Annotated in this window: 13 protein-coding genes; 8 read left to right on the top strand and 5 right to left on the bottom strand. The window is 68.6% G+C overall.

The window, feature by feature from the left end; all coding sequences use genetic code 11:
- The first annotated feature begins 18 nt into the window (after positions 1–18).
- The 3 genes from fmt (at position 19) to pckA (ending at position 3,714) form a co-directional block, all read left to right on the top strand.
- Positions 19–981, top strand: a complete 963-nt coding sequence (gene fmt, locus VT85_RS15735) for a methionyl-tRNA formyltransferase (RefSeq protein ID WP_068417130.1) — start codon at positions 19–21, stop codon at positions 979–981.
- 24 nt (positions 982–1,005) lie between these two features.
- Positions 1,006–1,674 (top strand): metallophosphoesterase family protein, encoded by a 669-nt coding sequence (locus VT85_RS15730; RefSeq protein WP_068417127.1) that lies wholly within the window; start codon positions 1,006–1,008, stop codon positions 1,672–1,674.
- A 462-nt stretch (positions 1,675–2,136) separates the two neighbouring features.
- The gene (pckA, locus tag VT85_RS15725) at positions 2,137–3,714 is read left to right on the top strand and encodes a phosphoenolpyruvate carboxykinase (ATP) (RefSeq protein WP_068417124.1); all 1,578 of its coding nucleotides are present in this window, start codon (positions 2,137–2,139) and stop codon (positions 3,712–3,714) included.
- 30 nt (positions 3,715–3,744) lie between these two features.
- On the opposite strand, the gene hpnR is transcribed toward pckA, so the two are convergent.
- Complete coding sequence (hpnR, locus tag VT85_RS15720) at positions 3,745–5,298, bottom strand: hopanoid C-3 methylase HpnR (RefSeq protein ID WP_068417122.1); 1,554 nt, start codon at positions 5,296–5,298, stop codon at positions 3,745–3,747.
- A gap of 299 nt (positions 5,299–5,597) precedes the next feature.
- Between hpnR and miaB the strand changes: the two genes are divergently transcribed.
- The 4 genes from miaB to VT85_RS15700 are packed head-to-tail and all read left to right on the top strand — an operon-like array spanning position 5,598 to position 11,777.
- Positions 5,598–7,028 (top strand): tRNA (N6-isopentenyl adenosine(37)-C2)-methylthiotransferase MiaB, encoded by a 1,431-nt coding sequence (gene miaB, locus VT85_RS15715; protein WP_068417120.1) that lies wholly within the window; start codon positions 5,598–5,600, stop codon positions 7,026–7,028.
- Between the two features lie 11 nt (positions 7,029–7,039).
- Positions 7,040–7,765, top strand: coding sequence for an SMI1/KNR4 family protein (locus VT85_RS15710; RefSeq protein WP_068417116.1), 726 nt, complete (start codon positions 7,040–7,042; stop codon positions 7,763–7,765).
- A gap of 24 nt (positions 7,766–7,789) precedes the next feature.
- Positions 7,790–10,933 (top strand): bifunctional [glutamate--ammonia ligase]-adenylyl-L-tyrosine phosphorylase/[glutamate--ammonia-ligase] adenylyltransferase, encoded by a 3,144-nt coding sequence (gene glnE, locus VT85_RS15705; protein ID WP_068417114.1) that lies wholly within the window; start codon positions 7,790–7,792, stop codon positions 10,931–10,933.
- Between the two features lie 22 nt (positions 10,934–10,955).
- Positions 10,956–11,777, top strand: a complete 822-nt coding sequence (locus VT85_RS15700) for a hypothetical protein (protein ID WP_156512889.1) — start codon at positions 10,956–10,958, stop codon at positions 11,775–11,777.
- 12 nt (positions 11,778–11,789) lie between these two features.
- Here the strand turns inward: VT85_RS15700 and VT85_RS15695 are convergent, their stop codons facing one another.
- Together VT85_RS15695 and VT85_RS15690 are read right to left on the bottom strand one after the other, a co-directional pair.
- The gene (locus VT85_RS15695; RefSeq protein ID WP_068417108.1) at positions 11,790–12,446 is read right to left on the bottom strand and encodes a DUF1080 domain-containing protein; all 657 of its coding nucleotides are present in this window, start codon (positions 12,444–12,446) and stop codon (positions 11,790–11,792) included.
- Positions 12,447–12,582: 136 nt separating this feature from the next.
- A complete protein-coding gene (locus VT85_RS15690) occupies positions 12,583–14,157 on the bottom strand; it encodes an NAD(P)/FAD-dependent oxidoreductase (protein WP_197490774.1) in 1,575 nt (524 codons plus the stop codon).
- Between the two features lie 331 nt (positions 14,158–14,488).
- Between VT85_RS15690 and VT85_RS15685 the strand changes: the two genes are divergently transcribed.
- Positions 14,489–14,782, top strand: a complete 294-nt coding sequence (locus VT85_RS15685) for a hypothetical protein (RefSeq protein WP_068417106.1) — start codon at positions 14,489–14,491, stop codon at positions 14,780–14,782.
- 104 nt (positions 14,783–14,886) lie between these two features.
- Here the strand turns inward: VT85_RS15685 and VT85_RS15680 are convergent, their stop codons facing one another.
- Together VT85_RS15680 and VT85_RS15675 are read right to left on the bottom strand one after the other, a co-directional pair.
- The gene (locus VT85_RS15680; protein ID WP_068417103.1) at positions 14,887–17,322 is read right to left on the bottom strand and encodes a DUF3536 domain-containing protein; all 2,436 of its coding nucleotides are present in this window, start codon (positions 17,320–17,322) and stop codon (positions 14,887–14,889) included.
- Positions 17,323–17,432: 110 nt separating this feature from the next.
- Positions 17,433–18,434 carry a YgfZ/GcvT domain-containing protein gene (locus tag VT85_RS15675; RefSeq protein WP_068417100.1) on the bottom strand — a complete coding sequence of 334 codons (1,002 nt, stop codon included), beginning with the start codon at positions 18,432–18,434 and terminating at the stop codon, positions 17,433–17,435.
- Between the last annotated feature and the right edge of the window lie 32 nt (positions 18,435–18,466).

The following is an 18,466-nucleotide window of genomic DNA, read 5'->3' as shown; positions in this document are numbered from 1 at the left end:
GAGCGCAGGAGGCCCGCCATGGATTCGCCCATCTCGATCGTCATGCTGGGGACCGGAGACTTCGCTCTCCCTTCGTTCGAGGGCCTCGCCGACGCCGGGTTCCGCATGCTGACGCTCGTCACGCAGCCCGATCGGCCCCAGGGACGTCGGCAGGAACTGATCCCCAGCCTGGTCAAGCAGGCGGCCGAGCGCCGGGGCGTCCCCGTGTTCCAGCCCGAGCGGGTCAACGACGCCGAGGCCGTGGAGCACCTCCGGGAGCTTGCTCCCGACTTCCTCATCACCGCGGCCTACGGCCAGATCCTCTCGGCGGAGTTGCTGGGCGTGCCGTCCCAGGGCGCGCTCAACCTCCACGGTTCCATCCTCCCCGCGTACCGAGGCGCCGCGCCGGTGGCCCGGGCGATCCAGAACGGCGACCTGGAGAGCGGCGTCACCATCATCCAGATGACGCCCCGCGTCGACGCCGGCGGCATGATCGCCGTCGCCCGAACGCCGATCGAGCCTGACGAAACGGCGGGGGAGTTGGAAGACCGCCTGGCGAAGCTGGGCGTCCCCCTCCTCATCGACGCCGTCCGCGCCGTCGCGTCCGGCAGGGCCGAGATCCTGCCTCAAGACCCCGCGCTCGTCACCAAGGCCCCCAAGCTCCGCAAGGACGACGGGCTCATCGATTGGACCCGATCCGCGCGCCAGATCCACGATCTGGTCCGAGCCATGCAGCCCTGGCCGATCGCGTCGACGACCTGGACGGCGCTCCCCTGGACCCCCAAGGGGCCCGTTCGGCTGATCGTCCACAAGGTCATCCCCGTCGAAGGGAACGGCGAACCCGGCACGGTCCTCGCCGCCTCGAAGGACGGGCTCGTGGTGGCGGCCGGCGAGGGGGCGGTGCAACTCCTGGTCGTCCAGGCCCCCGGCAAACGGGCGCTGAGCGCCGCCGAGTTCCTCCGCGGCCACCATGTCCAGGTCAACGACAAGATGGGCGAATGAATCGAAGGAGGTTTCCCAGGTAAGATGCCCGAACGCACGATCGCCGTCGGAGACGTCCATGGTTGCTCCAGGGCGCTGCACGCCCTGATCGCCGCCATCCAGCCGACCGTGGACGACGTGGTCGTCACGCTGGGTGATTACGTCAACCGAGGCCCGGACTCGCGAGGCGTCCTCGACGCCCTGGCCGAGCTGAGAGGTCGCTGTCGCCTCGTCCCGCTCCTCGGCAACCACGACGAGATGCTGCTGCGCGCCCACGCCGGGCTCCCCGCCGCCGCGACGAACGCCGGCGGGAACGGCCGACCCGCTCGCCCCGATCGGGACTGGGGCCGTGAGCTGCCGAGGCTCAGTTCGGCAAATCTCGCCTTTCTCAAGGCGTGCGTCGGCTTCCATGAAACGGATCGCCACCTCTTCGTCCACGCCTCATACGACCCCTCGCAGCCGCTGGACCGGCAACCGGCGTCGATCTTGCGCTGGCACTCGTTGCGGGACGGCGTACCGCGCCGACACGAATCCGGGAAGACCGCCGTCGTCGGCCACACCTCGCAGAAGAACGGCAAGATCCTCGACCTCGGCCACATCGTCTGCATCGACACCTACTGCCACGGCGGCGGCTGGCTGACGGCGCTCGACGTCGATTCGGGGCAAGTCTGGCAGGCCGACCGCGACGGCCGCGTCCGAAGAAGCTCGCGCTGATCGGCGAACCGCCCCCCGACGCCCGCTCGACATCCCGATTTCCCTGATTGAGTCGCTCCATCTCCGCGGATTGACGCACTGTCATCGTGAGGGGGTGCGTCCTCGTCGATCATGCCGCCGCCGCTCGCACTCGAATCACGCGATACGGAGTATCTAAGAGCCAACACGAAACCGCCGAACAAAGCCAATTTCTTGCACGCTATTTATGGCATAATATATCACCCAGCCATACTTTGCGTCATCTGGCTTCGATTTCGGGGGAGGGCGAACGAACCCAAAATTGGGGAGGGCGAGCCGAGGAGACGTGCGCGGGGCGTGAAGCGACAGGTCCCGAGATCGAGGGCCGAGGTGGTCCTCGATCTCCCTGGCGTCTTGGTCCGCCCGCTCGAGGGGCGGTATGATGAAGAATCAAGGATCGCTTACCTACTGAAGCTGAAGCCACTGTGGATTGGAAGTATCGACATGTTGAACGGTATTGAGAACACCGTCGTCAAAACCCATGGGCTGGACGAACTGGGCATCGCACGGGAGGCCCCCACGCACTGGAATCCGCCCGCCCCCGTCCTCTATGAGCACGCCGTCCGTCGCGGGGAGGGCCTCATCGCCGAGGGGGGCCCCCTCGCCGTCGACACCGGCGTCCACACGGGGCGGTCGCCGCACGACAAGTTCCTGGTCGACGAGCCGTGCAGCCGCGATCGGATCTGGTGGGGCGAATACAACCAGCCGATGTCCGAGGCGGCCTTCGACCGCATCTGGGAGCGTCAGCGGGCCTACCTGGCCGACAAGGAGCTGTTCGTCCAGGACTGCTACGGCGGCGCCGACCCGAGGTTCCGGCTCCCCGTCCGAATCGTCACCCAGTACGCCTGGCACAGCCTTTTCGTCCGGGACCTGCTGATCCGGGAGTCCGACGAGGCGGCCCTCCGCGACTTCCGGCCCGAGTTCACGATCGTCGACACCCCCGATTTCGAGGCCGACCCCGCGACCGACGGCACCCCGTCCGGGACCTTCATCCTCATCAACCTTGCGAGGAAGCTGGTCCTGATCGGCGGCACCGAGTACGCGGGCGAGATCAAGAAGTCGGTCTTCTCGATCCTGAATTACCTGCTCCCCCTGCGCGGGGTGCTCGGGATGCACTGCTCGGCCAATTACGGCGAGGATCGCGACGACGTGGCCCTGTTCTTCGGGCTCTCCGGCACGGGGAAGACCACCCTTTCGACCTCGCCGGACCGCACCCTGATCGGCGACGACGAGCACGGCTGGGGCGACGACGGCGTCTTCAACTTCGAGGGGGGCTGCTACGCCAAGGCCATCCGGGTCCGCGAGGAGACCGAGCCGGAAATCTTCGCCACCACCCGGCGCTTCGGGACGATCCTCGAGAACGTGGTGATCGACCCGAAGACCCGTCGGCTGGACCTCGACAGCGCGGCGCTGACGGAGAACACCCGCGCGGGCTACCCGATCACCCATCTCCCCCGCGCCGATACGCGAGGGGTCGCCGGCCATCCCCGGCAGATCTTCTTCCTGACCTACGACGCGTTCGGCGTGCTTCCGCCGATCGCGAAGCTCACCGCGGAGCAGGCGATGTTCCACTACCTCGCGGGCTACACCTCGAAGGTCGCCGGCACGGAGACGGGCGTCACCGAGCCGCAACTGGTCTTCAGCCCCTGCTTCGGCGGGCCCTTCCTCCCCCTGCGTCCCCGCGAGTATGCCGAACTGCTGGGCCGGAAGATCGATCGACACGAAGTTCGCTGCTGGCTCGTGAACACGGGGATCAACGGCGGGCCGTACGGGATCGGCAAGCGGATCGCCATGCCCGTCACCCGGTCGCTGATCCAGGCCGCCCTCTCCGGCGAACTCGACGACGTGCCCGCCAGGACGGACGACTCCTTCCACATCAGCCGGCTGGCCTCATGCCCCGGCCTTGCGGCCGAGGTCCTCGATCCACGCGCTTCCTGGTCCGACCCCGAGGCCTACGACCGCAAGGCGGCCGAGTTGGCCGCCCGATTTCGGGAGAACCACGACAGGACCCGGCAGGCCTGACCGGCCGGTCTAGCCCTCGCGGCCGTCGGCTCAGGTCGAAGGCTTGCCTCCAAGCCGGGTCTGATCGACGAACGCCTCGGTCTCGGCGTCGATCGTGCGGCCGCGGCGGCCCGGCGACGGGTGGATGTACAGCGTGTGCGGGTCCACGACCTCGCGATGAGCCGGCGGGGGGGACATCGGGTAGCGCACCGGCTGCTTGTGGTCGGCGAGCTGGAGCTTCGGATCGAAGACGCTGTTGAATTTCCAGAGCATCTTGAGCGTGTTGGTCTGACCCCGGCGGAGGTTGTCGGCCAGGATGCCGCCCAGCGCCACGAAGGCCTTCCAGCCGAGGTGCTTGCGATTGAGCACCTGCTGCGTCTTGACCAGCTCGGCGTAGAACTCCTCGATCGGCATCTTGGTGGGGAGCACCGCGTGCTGGATGTCGAACAGGCGGTAGTCCTGCGTGATCAGCCGGCGCGATTCGGTGACCCAGCTCTCGGTGCCCGGATAGGGGGTGTTGACGCTGATGTTGACGATTTCGGGGATCTCCAGGCACCACTGCCGGATGACCTCGAACTGCTTCCGGTCCCAGGACGGGTCGGCGATGAGGTTGATCGCCACCATGATCCCCAGCGACCTCGCGAACTCCAGCGCCTCGAAGCTCTTGGAGAGCGTCACCCGCTTGCGGAATCGCTTGAGCCCCTCCTCGTCGATCGCCTCGACGCCCAGGAACATATATTGAAGGCCGATCGTCTTCCAGAACCGGAAGACGTCCTTGTTGCGCAGGAGGACGTCGCCCCGCGTCTCCAGGTAGTACTGCTTGCGGATTCCCCGGCGGGCGATCCCCTCGCCGATCGCCATGCCGTGCTCGGCCTGGATGAACGCCACGTCGTCGACGATGAAGATCCCCGGCTCGCGGATCGAGGCCACCTCGTCGACCGACGCCTCGGCCGACTTCACGCGGTAGCTCCGCCCGTAGAACGTCCAGGCGCTGCAGAACGAGCAGTCCCAGGGGCAGCCGCGGCTGAACTCGATCGACGCGCAAGGGTCCAGGACCCCGATGAAATACTTGCGGCGGCGGCGGAGCAGGTCCCGCGCGGGGGTCAAGTCGTCCAGGTCGTGCACGAAGGCCGGCGTGGGCCCCGATCCGGCGGGGGCGACCACCCCGGGGACTTCCAGCAGGCTCGTCGGGTCGCGGTCGGCGGCGGCCTCCAGCAGCCTGGCCACGGAGGCCTCCCCCTCCCCCTTCAGCACGCAGTCGATCGCGCCGTCGGCGTGCCGCAGCACGTCATGGGCCACGAACGACGCGCTATGGCCGCCGGCGAAGATGAACGCGTCCGGGAGCCGGTCGCGGGTCGCCTTCGCCAGGTCGACCACCTCCGGAACGTTCGCCAGGTAGTTGAGCGAGAAGGCGACCGCGTCGGGCCGCCAGGAGTCGAGCTCGCGGAAATAGGCGGCGTGGTCGTCGACCTGCAGGTCGATCAACCGCACGTCGTGGCCGGCCCGGCGCAACTCGGCCGCGATGGTCTCGATCCCCAGCGGCTCCAGCCTGAGAAAGACCTTCGTGTACATCAGGGAGCTGGGGTGGACGGCCAGTATCTTCATGAGGGATCCGCGAGGCTCCTCGAAAATGGTGAATTCTTGCCAAAGGGTTTATATCAAGCGGCTCGATTCGACGCCAGCGCCGCCCCGGTCGCCGGAGCATGCAACCGCCGCGCCGGTCGCCGATCGGGCCCGTTCGACGTCCTGAGAGCCGTTCCCAAAATCCCTGCGGACTGTTAAGATCGATGTCTTGTGGGCGGGACGCGCGACCGGCGGCGATCCGGCCTGCGGCCCCGACGTGTCCCCTCGTTTTCCCCGCGTGACAGGCCGCGCCGCCACGCCGCCCTGGGAGTGTCCGAGCGATGGCCGACCAGCCGACCTCGCAGTCGAAGAAGCTCTACATCGAGACCGTCGGTTGTCAGATGAACGTGCTCGACAGCGAGCTCGTCGTCGCCCGTCTGCGCGACGACGGCTACGAACTGACCGACGACATCGACCAGGCCGACGCCATTCTCTACAACACCTGCTCGGTCCGCCAGCACGCCGAGGATAAGATCTACAGCGCCCTGGGCCGGATCAAGCACCTCAAGCGCAGGAAGCCCGACCTGGCGGTCGGAGTCCTGGGCTGCATGGCCCAGAAGGACCAGGGCCAGATCCTCCGCCGGGCCCCGCACGTCGACGTGGTGATCGGCCCCGGCCAGCTCGGCCTGGTCCCGGAGCTGATCGCCAAGGCCAAGGCCGAAGCCTCGCCCCAGCTCGCCGTCAGCCTGGCGCGGAACGCCGGCAGCCGGGAGCACGTCACGTCGAGCTTCGACAGCTACGACGCCGACCGCGAGCCCGCCGTCCGCCCCAGCCCGTTCCAGGCCTACCTCCGGGTCATGATGGGGTGCGACAAGTTCTGCACCTACTGCATCGTCCCGTCGGTCCGCGGCCCGGAGCAGAGCCGCCCGCCGTCGGCGATCGTCGCCGAGGCCCGCCTGCTCGCCATGCAGGGGGTCAAGGAGATCACCCTCATCGGCCAGACGGTCAACAGCTACAAGCACAAGGAGGCCGACGGCCGCATCACCCGGCTCTCCGACCTGCTCGCCCAGCTTCACGACGTCGAGGGCTTCGAGCGGATCAAGTTCATCACCAACTTCCCCAACGACATGACCGACGACCTGCTGCAGGCCGTCCGGGATCTCCCCAAGGTCTCGCGCTACATCCACGTCCCGGCGCAGAGCGGGTGCGACCTCGTCCTCAAGCGGATGAAGCGGATGTATACGGCCGCCTTCTACGAGGACATGCTGGCCCGGCTCCGGGAGACCATCCCCGGCTCGTCCGTCTCCAGCGACTTCATCGTCGGCTTCTGCGGAGAGACCGAAGAGTCGTTCGAGAAGACCGTCGGCCTGCTGGAACGCTCCCGGTTCAAGAACAGCTTCATCTTCAAGTACAGCCCCCGCACCGGCACCAAGGCCGACGACCTGTTCCCGGACGACGTGCCGGAGGAAGTCAAGCGCCGTCGCAACCACGTCCTGCTGGATCTCCAGACGGCGATCAGCCTGGAGGACAACCGGGCGTTCATCGGCCGGGAGACGACGGTCCTCGTCGAGGGCCGAAGCCGGTCGACGACCCGCAAGGAAGGCTGGGACGGCGGCGACCAGTTGACCGGGCGGACCCACTGCGACCGGATCGTCGTGTTCGACGGCCCCGAGGAGCTCACCGGCCGCATGGCGCGGGTCCAGATCGAGAACGCAAGCGCCGTGACCCTCTTCGGTCGCATCGCCCAGAACCAAGCCGCGAGTCCGATTTGAAAGGGGCTCCGATGCCGAGCCAGCTCGAGGAGCTGGTGGATTGCTGGATGGCCTGGGGCGGGATCGACCCCGAAACGAGGCCCGACCCCGAGGTCCTGGCCGCCGGGTTCGGCGACGGCGCGGTCCGCCCCGGCGCGTCTCCGGGTGCGATCGCAGGGTGGGAGAACCGCCACGGTTTCCGCCTCCCCCCCGGCCTCCGCGCCTGGCTGCTCCTCTCCGACGGGCTCCATCGCGACGCCCCGCTGATCCACCCCATCTCGGCCATCGGCCCGATGATCCTCTTCGGCCGGATGGACGACCTGCTCATCCAGCCGGAGAGCTGGTTCGAGCTGGGCAACCCGAACATCGAGACGGTCTGCATCGACCTGGCCTACCGCTGGCCCGGCGGCGGCTGCCCGATCTTCGTCTCCGGCGACGAGGAGGCCGACGCCAAGCCGCGAATCATCGCGCGGAGCTTCGAGGAATGGTTCCTCAGGCTTTTGGGCGAAGGCGGTCGCGAATACTGGACCGGCCCGGATTTCCAGAGCCTCGGAACCCCCTGGGAAGCCCACCGCCGATACACGCCGCCGCCGGATCTCCCCGAGCGGATCCGCCCCTTCGCCGCCGAGGTCCGGCCGCTCGTCGGCTCGGGAGTCGACGAGCGCGAGATCGCCGTGAGGACCGGCCTGACCCACGACGAGGTCGAGGCGATCATCCGGCACCTCCAGCACGTGCCGCCCAAACTGGCGTCCCCCTGAAGCCGAGTCCCCGGGGGCGTCAGCATGAATCTCGAATGGTTCGTCCGGCAACTGGAGTTCCCGACCCTGACCCGCAAGTGGCTCCAGGGCCTGGGCGTGCGCGACCTCGACCGCGGCGTGCGGGACGTCGAGGACCTCGCCCGCCACGCCGGCCCCGACGCGCGCAGGCTCCTCGCGCGGCTCGCCGGCCAGTTCGATTACGTCCTGCCCAGATGTTCCGATCCGGGGATGGCCCTGACCAACTTCGAGCGCTACGTCGCCGCCCTGTCCGACCCCGCGGCCGGCCTGGCCCGTCTGGCGGATCGGCCCCGCACGACCGAGATTCTGCTCCAGGTCTTCAGCACCAGCCAACACCTCGGCGAGCTTCTCATCCGGAGCCCCGACCTGATCGACTGGCTCCAGTCCGGGGCCGAGCGTCGCGACCGGGCGACGCTGAGCGCCGACCTCTGGAGCACCCTGACCACGGGCGATCCCGAGGAAGACCCCAGGCTGGTGCTGCGCCGCTTCCGGCTCCGCGAGACGCTGCGGATCGGCTACAACGACATCGTCCGCGGCTTCCCGCTGGAAGTCACGACGACCGACCTGTCGCACCTGGCCGACGCCTGCGTGGAGGCGGCGACCCGGCTGGCTCGGATCGCGATGGAACGCCGATACGGCGCCCCGATGCGACCCCACGCCCGGACCTCCCGGTTCACGGTCCTCGGCCTGGGGAAGCTCGGCGGCGTCGAGCTGAACTACAGCTCCGACATCGACCTGATCTTCCTCTATGACGAGGACGGCTCCACTTCCGGCCTGCGTCCCGTCACGAACGCCGAGTTCTTCGCCCGGATGAGCTCCGAGGTCGTCCGGCTCCTCTCCGACCATACGACGCTGGGCATGGCCTACCGGGTCGACATGCGGCTCCGCCCCGAAGGGGACCAGGGGGTCCTGGCGCGCTCGTTCGACGCCACGATGGGGTACTACGTCACCCGGGGCCGGACCTGGGAGCGTCAGGCCTTGATCAAGTGCCGGCCCATCGCCGGCGACCCGGACCTGGGCCGGAGCTTCATCGAGGCCGTCACGCCGTTCGTCTATCGACGCTACCTGAGCGCGTCGGAGATCTCCGAGATCAAGTCGCTGAAGCGTCGGATCGAGCAGCGGACGGTCTCCGCGGGCCGCGCCGAGGTCGAGGTCAAGACGGGCCGCGGCGGCATCCGGGACGTCGAATTCGTGGTCCAGTTCCTCCAGCTTCTACATGGTGGGGAGCACCCGGTCGTCCGGAGCACGAACACCCTGGAGGCCCTCGACCGGCTCGAACAGGTCGGCTCGCTGACGGCCGAGGAACGGAGCGTGATGGACGACACCTACCGCTTCCTCCGCCAGGTCGAGCATCGCCTGCAAATCCTCTTCGACCGCCAGACTCACGAGATGCCCCGCGACCTTGAAGAGCTTCGGACCCTCGCGATCCGCATGGGCTACGTCCCGCTGAGCGTCGTGGAGGACCGCACCGGGCCGGCCCATCGCTTCCTGGCCGACTACCGGAGCAAGACCGAACTCAACCGGCGGATCCTCAACCACATCCTCCACGACGCATTCCTCCAGGGCGACGGCGACGGCGCCGAGGCCGACCCGGTCGTCGACCTGGTGCTCGACCCGCACACCACCGAGGAGCAGGCCTCCGAGGTCCTCTCGCGCTACCCCTTCCGCGACCGGGCCGCCGCCTACAACAACCTGCTGGCGCTGGCGAGGGAGGACTTCGCTTTCCTCTCGCACGCGCGCTGCCGCCACTTCCTGGCGTCGATCGCCCCCCGGCTGCTCCAGGCCGTGGGACGGACCGCCGAGCCCGACCTGACGCTGGCCAACCTGGAGAAAGTCTCGGCCTCGCTGGGCGCCAAGGCGATCCTCTGGGAGCTGTTCAACATCAACCCGCCGAGCCTGCGGCTCTACGTCGATCTCTGCGCCACCAGTCAGCTCGTTTGCCGGATCCTGACCGACAACCCGGGGATGATCGACGACCTGATGGATTCGCTGATCATCGACCGCCCCTTCCCGGGCGCCGCGATCAAGTCCGAACTCGCCGAGCTGACCCGTGGGGCCGAGGACCAGACGCCGATCCTCTGGAGCTTCCGGAACAAGGAATGGGTCCGCATCGGGACTCGAGACGTGCTGGCCCGCGAGCCGATCCGAGAGGTCGCCCGCGAACTCGCCGACGTCGCGGAGGCCATCGTGGGGCAGGTCGCGCGCGACCAGTGGGCGCGTCGGGTCGAGCGGTTCGGCTCCCCCACCCGCGCCGACGACGGACGCCGCGACCGCTGGGCGATCGTCGCCCTGGGAAAGCTCGGCGGACGGGCGCTCAACTACCACAGCGACCTCGACCTGATCTTCCTCCACGAGAGCGCGGGGGTCACGACCGGCGGCGACGAATCGACGACGAACGAGCAGTTCGTCACCGACGTCGTCCAGCGGTTCCTCAAGGCGATGGACCGTGACGCCGCGACGGGAATCCTCTATCAGGTCGACACCCGGCTGCGCCCGCACGGTGCGGCCGGGCCCCTGGTCAACACGCTCTCCGCCTTCACGAGCTACTACGAGACCTCGGCGCAATCGTGGGAGAGGCTCGCGCTCACTCGGGGCAGGGTCGTCTTCGCGACCGGCGGCTTCGGACGGCACGTCACCGACGCGATCCGAGCGATCCTGTCGAGGCCCGTCGATGCGGAATCGCTCGGGGCCGACGTCGTCGACATGCGCCGCCGGCTCGAGGACTCGCGAGGCCGCAAGGACATCAAGCGCGGCGTCGGCGGGCTGGCCGACGTCGAGTTCGCCGTCCATTACCTGACGCTCGTCCACGCCGCACGCCATCCCGACGTGCTCCGTCCCAACACCTGGGAAGCCCTCGACGCCCTGGCCGCCCTGGGCGTGCTCAGCCCTGCCCTGCACGACGAGCTGCGCGACATCTACAACTTCCTCTTCAGCGTCGACGCACGCCTCCGCTTGATCCACGACCGCGCCGGCGCCGTGCTCCCCGAAGATCCCGACGACCTGACCCGGCTGGCCCGCCGACTCAAGTATGATGCGGCCGACCCGACGCTGGCCGTCTCGGAGTTCCTGCTCGACTCCGCCCGCTTCACCACCCGCGCCCGCGCCATCTTCCAGCAACTGGTCCCCGGCCCCCCTGCCCCCTCGCCGTGACGAGCCGATACGGAGACGATCCATGTCCGTTCTCCCGCTCTTGATGGGCCTCTCGCTCCTCACCGCCGCCCCGCCGGAAGGCGAACGCATCGACCTGGCGGACGGCGCGAAGCTCTTCATCCCGGCCGGATTCCAGGCCCACGGATCGAAGGTGAACATCCTCGTTCATCTGCACGGGACGCCGACGGTGACCGAACCGGCCCTGGAGGCCGTCGGCTGGAACGCCGTGCTCGTCTCGTTCAACCGGAACGGACTCTCGTCCGCTTACTCCAAACCGTTCTCCGATCCGGCCCTCTTCCCAAAGCTGATCGACGAGGCTGTTCAAAGGGTGGCGGCGCGGGATCCCGGCATCCCATTCGAGGTCAGCAAGGTCGCGGTCAGCAGCTTCAGCGCCGGGTTCGGCGGGGTCCGCGAGATCCTCAAGACGCCCGCCTCGTTCGACCGCGTCGACGCGATCATCCTGGCCGATTCGCTCTATTGCGGCTACGCGGGCGACCCGGCCGAGAAGCGCGTGGCCCCGGACCTGATGAGCGGGTTCGAGCGCTTCGCCCGAGAGTCTGCGGAAGGTCGCAAGGCCTTGCTCGTCAGCCACTCGGCCCAGGTCCCGCCGGGCTATGCGAGCACGACGGAGACGGCCGACTTTCTCATCAAGGCCGTCGGCGCGGCGTCCGAGCCGATCGAAGCCGACTGGGGCGACTCCTGGCGCCAGACGCGTCGGGCGATCAAGGGGCGGTTCGAAGTCCTCGGCTTCGCGGGCGAAGGACCGGACGACCACATGCGGCACCTGAGGCGGATCGCCGAACTCTGGAAGAAAGCGCCCGACCCGTTCGCCAAGGGGCGTTGAGCGAGCGGCGGTTCACTTGGATTCCGAGACGCCCTTCAGCTCGCGCACCTCGATCGACCGGAAGGCGATGTTTCCGCCGTGGTTCTGGAGGCAGACGTAGCCCCGGAGCGGCTTGCCGCGCAGCGGCTCGACCTGGCTCTGATCGACGTCCTGGATCAGCTTGTCGTTGAGGACCACGCGGACCCGGGGACCCTCACAGGTCACTTCGAGCGTGTTCCACTCGCCCGCCGGCTTGATGGCGTTCTCCTTGGGGGCGAGATAGCGATACAGCGAGCCGGTGCTGTGGGTGGTCGCGGGCTTGCCCGCATCGTCGATCAACTGGATCTCATACGAGTAGTTCGAGGGCCGCGTCGGGCCGGAGGCGGCGGGGTCGAACGCCCGGGTGCGGAAGCCCACGCCGCTGTTGCAGCCGGGCGCCATGCGGAACTCGACGTGGAAGACGAAGTCGGCGAATTCGCGATCCTGATAGCGGAGGAAGCCGAACCCCTTGCCCCGGCAGACGAGCAACCCGTCCTCGGCCGACCAGACCGGGCGTCTCTCCCCATCAACCTTGTAGTCGGACGCCCCTTCGGCGACCCACCCCTCCAGACTCCGTCCGTCGAAGAGTGAGAGCGCCGGTTCTTGGCCGACGAATCCGAGGAGTCCCAGGACGAGGAGCGTGAACGGCATCGGCGGTCACTCCGACGGGGGGATCATCGAACGGCGCCGCCCGGCGGGTGCCGGGCGGGAGCATCGTCGACGATCCTATCACGACAGAGGCGGCCGACGCGAGCCGTCGGGAGCCGTTCCGGGCGAATGCCCCGCCTCAGCTCGACGCGACGCGACGAGGCACGGCGCGGCCGACGCCCGGCGTCTGGACGTCGTCCGAGGGGCCGTCCTCGTGGTACTCGGCGTCGGTGTTGACCTTCCAGGTGTCGTACCGGCCCTGGCCGAGGATGTTCCGCGCCGCGAGGAGAGCGGTCATCATCGAGTGGTCCTGATTGTTGTATTTGTGCATCCCGTTCCGACCGGCGAGTTCCAGGTTGTCGAGGCTCGACAGCCAGCCGCGGATGACTTCCAGGTGCTTGCGGTACTCATCGTCGTAGACCGGGTAGGCCTTGGGCATGCGGACGACGCAGCCGTCGATCACCTCGTTCGCCGGCACCAGCCCCATCGCGTCGATCTCGCGACGGCCCAGCTCGAGCAGGTCGGCGTCGGACATGGTCCAGAGCTCGTCCCCCTCGAAGCAGAAATACTCCAGGCCGAGGCTGGACTTGGTCGGGTCGGGCACGAGGTCGGGCGACCAGTTCTTGAAGTTCTGGATCCGCCCCACGCGGACGTCCGGCTCGTGGACGTAGATCCACGTATCGGGGAACGTCTCGGCGCGGTCGACGATCAGGACGACCGAGAGGAAGTCGCGATAACCCAGCGACTCGGCGGCCTTGCGGACCTCCTCCGGGGCGGCCGGGTTCATGGCCCGGATCAGCTCGCGGACGGGGAGCGTCGAGAGGAAATGACGGCCGGTGTAGCGGTACGACCTGCCCGCGGCGTCCCGCGCGACCACCGCCGTCACCGACGAGCCGTCGTGGTCGATCTGGACGACGCGGCGGTCCATGTCGACCGATCCGCCCAGCGTTCGAATCCGGTCCCGCGCCGATTCCCACATCTGGCCGGGGCCGAGCCGGGGGTAGTGGAATTCCTCGATGAGGGTCTTGATGACCTCGCCGTCGCGCGAGCCGAGCCCCCCCCGGAGCGCCCCGAAGACCGCGCGTACGAGGCTGAGGCCCTTGATCCGCTGGGCGGCCCAGTCGGCGGAGATGGCGTTCGTCGGCATCCCCCAGACCTTCTCGGTGTAGGACTTGAAGAAGGTCTCGAAGAGGACCCGGCCGAACCGGTTGACGACCCAGTCCTCGAAGCTCCGCTCGGGGCGGATCGGCCGCAGGCGAGCCTTGAGATAGCTGAGGAGGATCCGGGCCGATCGCGTCACGCCCAGCTTGCACAGGGCGTCGACCGGCTTGAGCGGATAATGGAAGAACTTGCGGTCGTAGTAGATGCGGCTGAGGCGGGGCCGCTTGATGAACTGGTCGCCGAGGATCTCGCGCCAGAGGTCGTTGACCTCCTGGCTCTTGGAGAAGAAGCGGTGGCCGCCGATGTCGAAGCGATACCCCTTGTACTCGTCGGTCCGGCTGATGCCGCCGACGAGCCGGGGGTCGGCTTCCAGGACCACGCAACCGCGGCCGTTCCTGGCGAGTTCGTAGGCGCCGGTCAGGCCGGCGGGGCCGCCGCCGGCGATCACGGTCTCGTGGGCTTCGATCACCGCCTCGGTGCCGGGCTCCTCGACGCGCGTCCAGCGATGGGGGACGGCCCCCGCGCGCGTCGTCGGCGACTGTGGCGACTCCATGCCCATGAGCGGCTCCTCGTGCTCGTCCTGATCCGAAGGACCCCTCGGGCGGGGTCCGGAAGCGCGGTCCCGTCGCGTCCTGATCCCTCGATCGGCGACGGGCGTGCCGAGTTTTGGCATAAATGGCGGGGAAGGTCAACGCCGATCAAAATCATCCCTACGACCTGTCGTCCTTGACCTCATTTTGCCGATCCTCAAGATGGCCGACCCGCTCGGCGGGCTTTCCACGCGTCGTCGGAGGGCCCCGACGCTCGGCCGCCGCCGCGGGTCTCCCCCTTTATGGACGGGGGGACCGACTCCGTCGGGCGCACGTCCCCCCAGGGAACCAATCATGACTGCCGAACAGTTCGAGACGGTGCTCGAAGCGATCCGCCGCCGCCAGGGGACGCGTCATCCGCTCGTGCAGATCGCGACCGCGGATCAGACCATCCGGGGCCGCGTCGGGAACTTCATCGCCGATCGTTCGCCTCGCCGCAGCACGAACTCGCCCTACGGAATCGTCTCGATCGAACCGCCGGGCCTGGTGCCCGGCCCGCTGAAGCTCGTCCAGGTCGTCGAGATCCTCGACGACGGCGTCGGCGAACTCCCCGCCCGCCGCACCGCCCTCGCCGCGACCGGAGTCTGACGCGCAGGATCAGCCGGGTTCCTCGACGACCGGCGGCGGGGCGGATCGATCCGCACCGGCGCCGGTTTCGTTTTCCGGTCCGGCGTCGTCCCGGCGGATGTGCGTCAGGGCCGCCAGCCCAGGACGGTCGGGGCGACTTCGAGGCGGACGGCGAGCCTCCGGAACGTCTGGCCCAGGACGTCGTCGATCTCGCCGGAGTCCGCCAGCCCGACGAAGGCGTCGAGGAATTCGTTCTGGGCCTCCCAGAGATCGGGCGTGATCCCGATGATCGCGGCGGCGTCCAGCAGCCGCTCGACCCGGACCACGGCGGCGGCGGCGTCTCCGCCCCCGAGGCCCCGCAGGTGGCGCCTCAGGCCCTCGGACAGGGCCTTGCCGAGGGCGTCCCGCGGCGGGGTGTAGCCCCAGGCGCGGCCGCGTTCGCAGAGGTGCTCGATCTCGAGCAGGCGGGACTCGTCGGCCTCGATCATGGCGTCGATCTGCTCGTGGAGGTTGGCGTCCAGGAAGGTGAGCGCCGCGGCCCGCATCGGCTTGGGGATCGGGTAGTTGAGCTGCCCAAGCCGATTCAAGACCTCCTCGTCCTGGTTCGCGAGCCTGGTGAACATGCGCCGGTAGTCGTCGAAACGATCGGCGAGGACGATCCCGATGATCCGCCGCTGCTCGTCGCGGAAGAGGTCGTCGAGGCGGTGCGACACGCCCGCGAAGTCGCGGTTGAGGAGCGCCAGGACGTCGGCGAGCGAGCCGGCGCGATAGGTCGCCAGCAGCTCGGCCCGGAACGTCGCGAACCGCTCCGCGTCCAGGTCCCGGCAGAGGACCGTGTGGAAGTCCAGCCCGCCGAAATGGACGACGACGAAGTGGCTCTCGGACTTGATCCAGGTGCGTCGGGAGCGGCCGACGAGCCGGCCGACGGCCAGGTGGCCGGCGCCTCGCGCCCGGATGGCGACGTCGTCGGCCTCCACGGCATACGACTGCGCGTCCTCGTCGCGGGTCCCGCCCTCGCCGTTCCGGTAGATCAGGCTGATCGCGTGGTGGGCCAGGACGCGATCGAGGTCGACGACCGCCGGCCGCACGCATTTCTCCCAGACTCCCCGGCCGTCGCCGTATTCCGCGAGGTTGCTGGGGGCCTTCGCCAGCGCCGCCACGAAGTCCTCTTCCAGCTCGCGGCCGAAATGGCGGGCGAGCGCGATCGCCCGCGCGGCGTACTGGAGGCACTGGGTCGTTTCCAGCCCGCTGAGCTCGTCGAAGAACCAGCCGCACGACGTGTACATGAGCATCGAGTCGAGCTGGATCTCCAGCAGCCGAAGCGCGTCGGTTGTCTGCTGCTCGTCGAGGTCGGGGTGGCCGAACTCCTTGAGGAACTTCCGGGTCGTCTCCGGGTCGTAGTCGCTCAGCAGCACCTGGATGTAGCCGTTGCGTGCGGCCCAGGGGTCCCGGAAACAGACCCGCCCGCGTGTGCTGAAGAGATGGTCCAGATGCTTCTTGAGGCCGTCGAGCGCCGCGCGGAGGGGGCCCCGCCACTTCTGGTGCCAGTCTCCCCGGGTCTTGCAGCCGCAGTCGGACCGCCAACGCTCGACGCCGTGGGCGCAGCTCCAGGAGCTGTCCTCATGGATCTCCACCTCCCAGGCGGGGGGGTGCAGCTCCAGGAATTCCCCGTAGTTGGTCACGCGGACGTCGGCGTCCCTGGAGAGCCGCTCCAGGACGTAGGCGAGCGCCATGTCGCCGTGGGCGTGGTGATGCCCGTAAGACTCGCCGTCGGTGGCGATGTGCATGAGCTGGGCGTGGTCGCGGCCCTCGTCGAACCCGCCGAAGAGCCGCGAGAGGAATTTCTCGCCGCGGTCGAGAAGCCGCTCGAAGGCGACCTGCTGGGAGATGATCCCGTCGTAGAAGAAGAGGGCGATCGACCGGCCCGACGGCAGGCGCTGGAGGTACGCCCGCGACGGGTCGATCCCCCCCTGCTCCTCCGTCCAAGACTTCTCACCGAGCTTCCGCCACCGCCCGGCCTGGCTGGGGGCCAGGACCGTGAACTTGATCCCGGCTTCGGCCAGCGCCTCCAGCGAGGCGAGGTCGACGGCCGTCTCGGCCAGCCACATCCCCTCGGGATCGCGCCCGAACCGGCGTCGGAAATCCTCGACGCCCCACGTCACCTGGGTCTTCTTATCCCTGGCGGTGGCCAGGGGGAGGATCATGTGATTGAACGCCTGCGCCAGCGCATTGCCGTGGCCCCCCCGGCGTTCGCGGCTGACGCGGTCGGCCTCGACGATCTTGTCGAGCACGTCGGGCGCGGAGCCGGCCATCCAGTTCAGGAGCGTGGGGCCGAAATTGAAGCTCATCCAAGCGTAGTTGTTCAGGATGTTGATGATGCGGCCCTGATCGTCCAGCAGCCGGGCCCGAGCGTTGGGCGCGTAGCTCTCGTGGGTGATCCGCTCGTTCCAGTCGTGGAAAGGCGAGGCCGAGTCCTGCACTTCGACGACGCCGAGCCAGGGGTTCTCGCGGGGCGGCTGATAAAAGTGGCCATGAATGCAGATATAACGGGGATGCGACATGATCGAGCTCGTTCGGAATGCGGACGCGCGACGCCGGACGCGGACGGGGCGGCCCAGACAGAGATCGGATGTTGGATGTGAAGGGCCGTCGGGAGGGGACGGCCGATCGATCAGGATCGGGAGGGGAGGTTCGGCGGATCGGCGACCGACGCCGGAAACGTCCCGCCGTCCTCGGGTCGTCTCCAGGAGAGAGACGTGCCGGGCGAGGCGTGGGCGACCCGGACGATGCCCAGGCCGACGCCCGCGCCCCAGCCGGGCGAGTACGCCGACGAGGTGACAGAGCCGACGACCTTGCCGTCGGCCTCGAGGCCGGCGCCCGGAGGCGGGACCGGGTCGCCGGGGGCGAACCGCAGAGCTTTGAGGATCTTGTTGACGTGTCCCAGGGCGTCGAGACGGGCGACGGTCTCCTGTCCCAGGTAGCAACCCTTGACGAAGCTGATCGTGCGGTCGTCGCGGGCGATTTCCTGGGGCAGATTCTTCTCGGTGACGTCGGCCCCGAAGACCGGCGTCCCCGCCTCGATGCGGAGCGCCTCGAACGTCTCGGGCGCGAGTTCCGCCAGACCGCCGTCGCGGAGGGTCTCGCCGAGCGCCGGGCCGTCGGGACCGGAGGCGATCAGGGTGAATCCCGGGCGGCCGGTGGGCGACTCGCGGATGCAAAGGACGTCGAGGCCCTGGATTCGCGTCTCGACGCCGGCCAGTTCCTGAGCCTCCGGCGCGACGGCGCCGGCGCGCTCCAGCCATTCGGCCGCGCCGGGCCCGACCAGGTGATACTCGGCGGAGGTTGCCGACTCGTCTCCCTGGACGACGTCGTCGAAGATCCCGTATTTCTGGAGGTGGGCGCGGGCGAGATCCAGCCCGCCGGGATCGGCTCTCAGGAGGAACGCGACCGGGCGGGCGCTGATCGTGACGTAGGCCAGGGTCTTGCCCTGGAGACTCGTGACGAAGGCCTCGCAACCCCGACCGACCGCCAGCCGCTTCACGTCGTTGGTCGTCACGTTGTGGAGGAATTTCGCCGCATCGGGGCCGGAGACCTTGAAGCGGACGCGGTCGGAGCGGTCGATCCACGCCGTCGCCTCGTCGACCGCTCGATACTGCTCGAAACTCGTGCTCATGAAATCCGTGAAACTCGCGCCAAGCGTGATGA

The sequence above is a fragment of the Planctomyces sp. SH-PL62 genome, from assembly GCF_001610895.1.
Taxonomy (GTDB): domain Bacteria; phylum Planctomycetota; class Planctomycetia; order Isosphaerales; family Isosphaeraceae; genus Paludisphaera.
The sequence above is the reverse complement of the archived record's forward strand: the minus strand, read 5'-3'. Positions and strand labels throughout refer to the sequence as shown.

Bases quoted from the DNA above. Each gene is read 5' to 3' on its own strand.
- fmt (WP_068417130.1), top strand. From the start codon at position 19: ATGGATTCGCCCATCTCGATCGTCATGCTGGGGACCGGAGACTTCGCT.
- VT85_RS15730 (WP_068417127.1), top strand. From the start codon at position 1,006: ATGCCCGAACGCACGATCGCCGTCGGAGACGTCCATGGTTGCTCCAGG.
- pckA (WP_068417124.1), top strand. From the start codon at position 2,137: ATGTTGAACGGTATTGAGAACACCGTCGTCAAAACCCATGGGCTGGAC.
- hpnR (WP_068417122.1), bottom strand. From the start codon at position 5,298: ATGAAGATACTGGCCGTCCACCCCAGCTCCCTGATGTACACGAAGGTC.
- miaB (WP_068417120.1), top strand. From the start codon at position 5,598: ATGGCCGACCAGCCGACCTCGCAGTCGAAGAAGCTCTACATCGAGACC.
- VT85_RS15710 (WP_068417116.1), top strand. From the start codon at position 7,040: ATGCCGAGCCAGCTCGAGGAGCTGGTGGATTGCTGGATGGCCTGGGGC.
- glnE (WP_068417114.1), top strand. From the start codon at position 7,790: ATGAATCTCGAATGGTTCGTCCGGCAACTGGAGTTCCCGACCCTGACC.
- VT85_RS15700 (WP_156512889.1), top strand. From the start codon at position 10,956: ATGTCCGTTCTCCCGCTCTTGATGGGCCTCTCGCTCCTCACCGCCGCC.
- VT85_RS15695 (WP_068417108.1), bottom strand. From the start codon at position 12,446: ATGCCGTTCACGCTCCTCGTCCTGGGACTCCTCGGATTCGTCGGCCAA.
- VT85_RS15690 (WP_197490774.1), bottom strand. From the start codon at position 14,157: ATGGAGTCGCCACAGTCGCCGACGACGCGCGCGGGGGCCGTCCCCCAT.
- VT85_RS15685 (WP_068417106.1), top strand. From the start codon at position 14,489: ATGACTGCCGAACAGTTCGAGACGGTGCTCGAAGCGATCCGCCGCCGC.
- VT85_RS15680 (WP_068417103.1), bottom strand. From the start codon at position 17,322: ATGTCGCATCCCCGTTATATCTGCATTCATGGCCACTTTTATCAGCCG.
- VT85_RS15675 (WP_068417100.1), bottom strand. From the start codon at position 18,434: ATGAGCACGAGTTTCGAGCAGTATCGAGCGGTCGACGAGGCGACGGCG.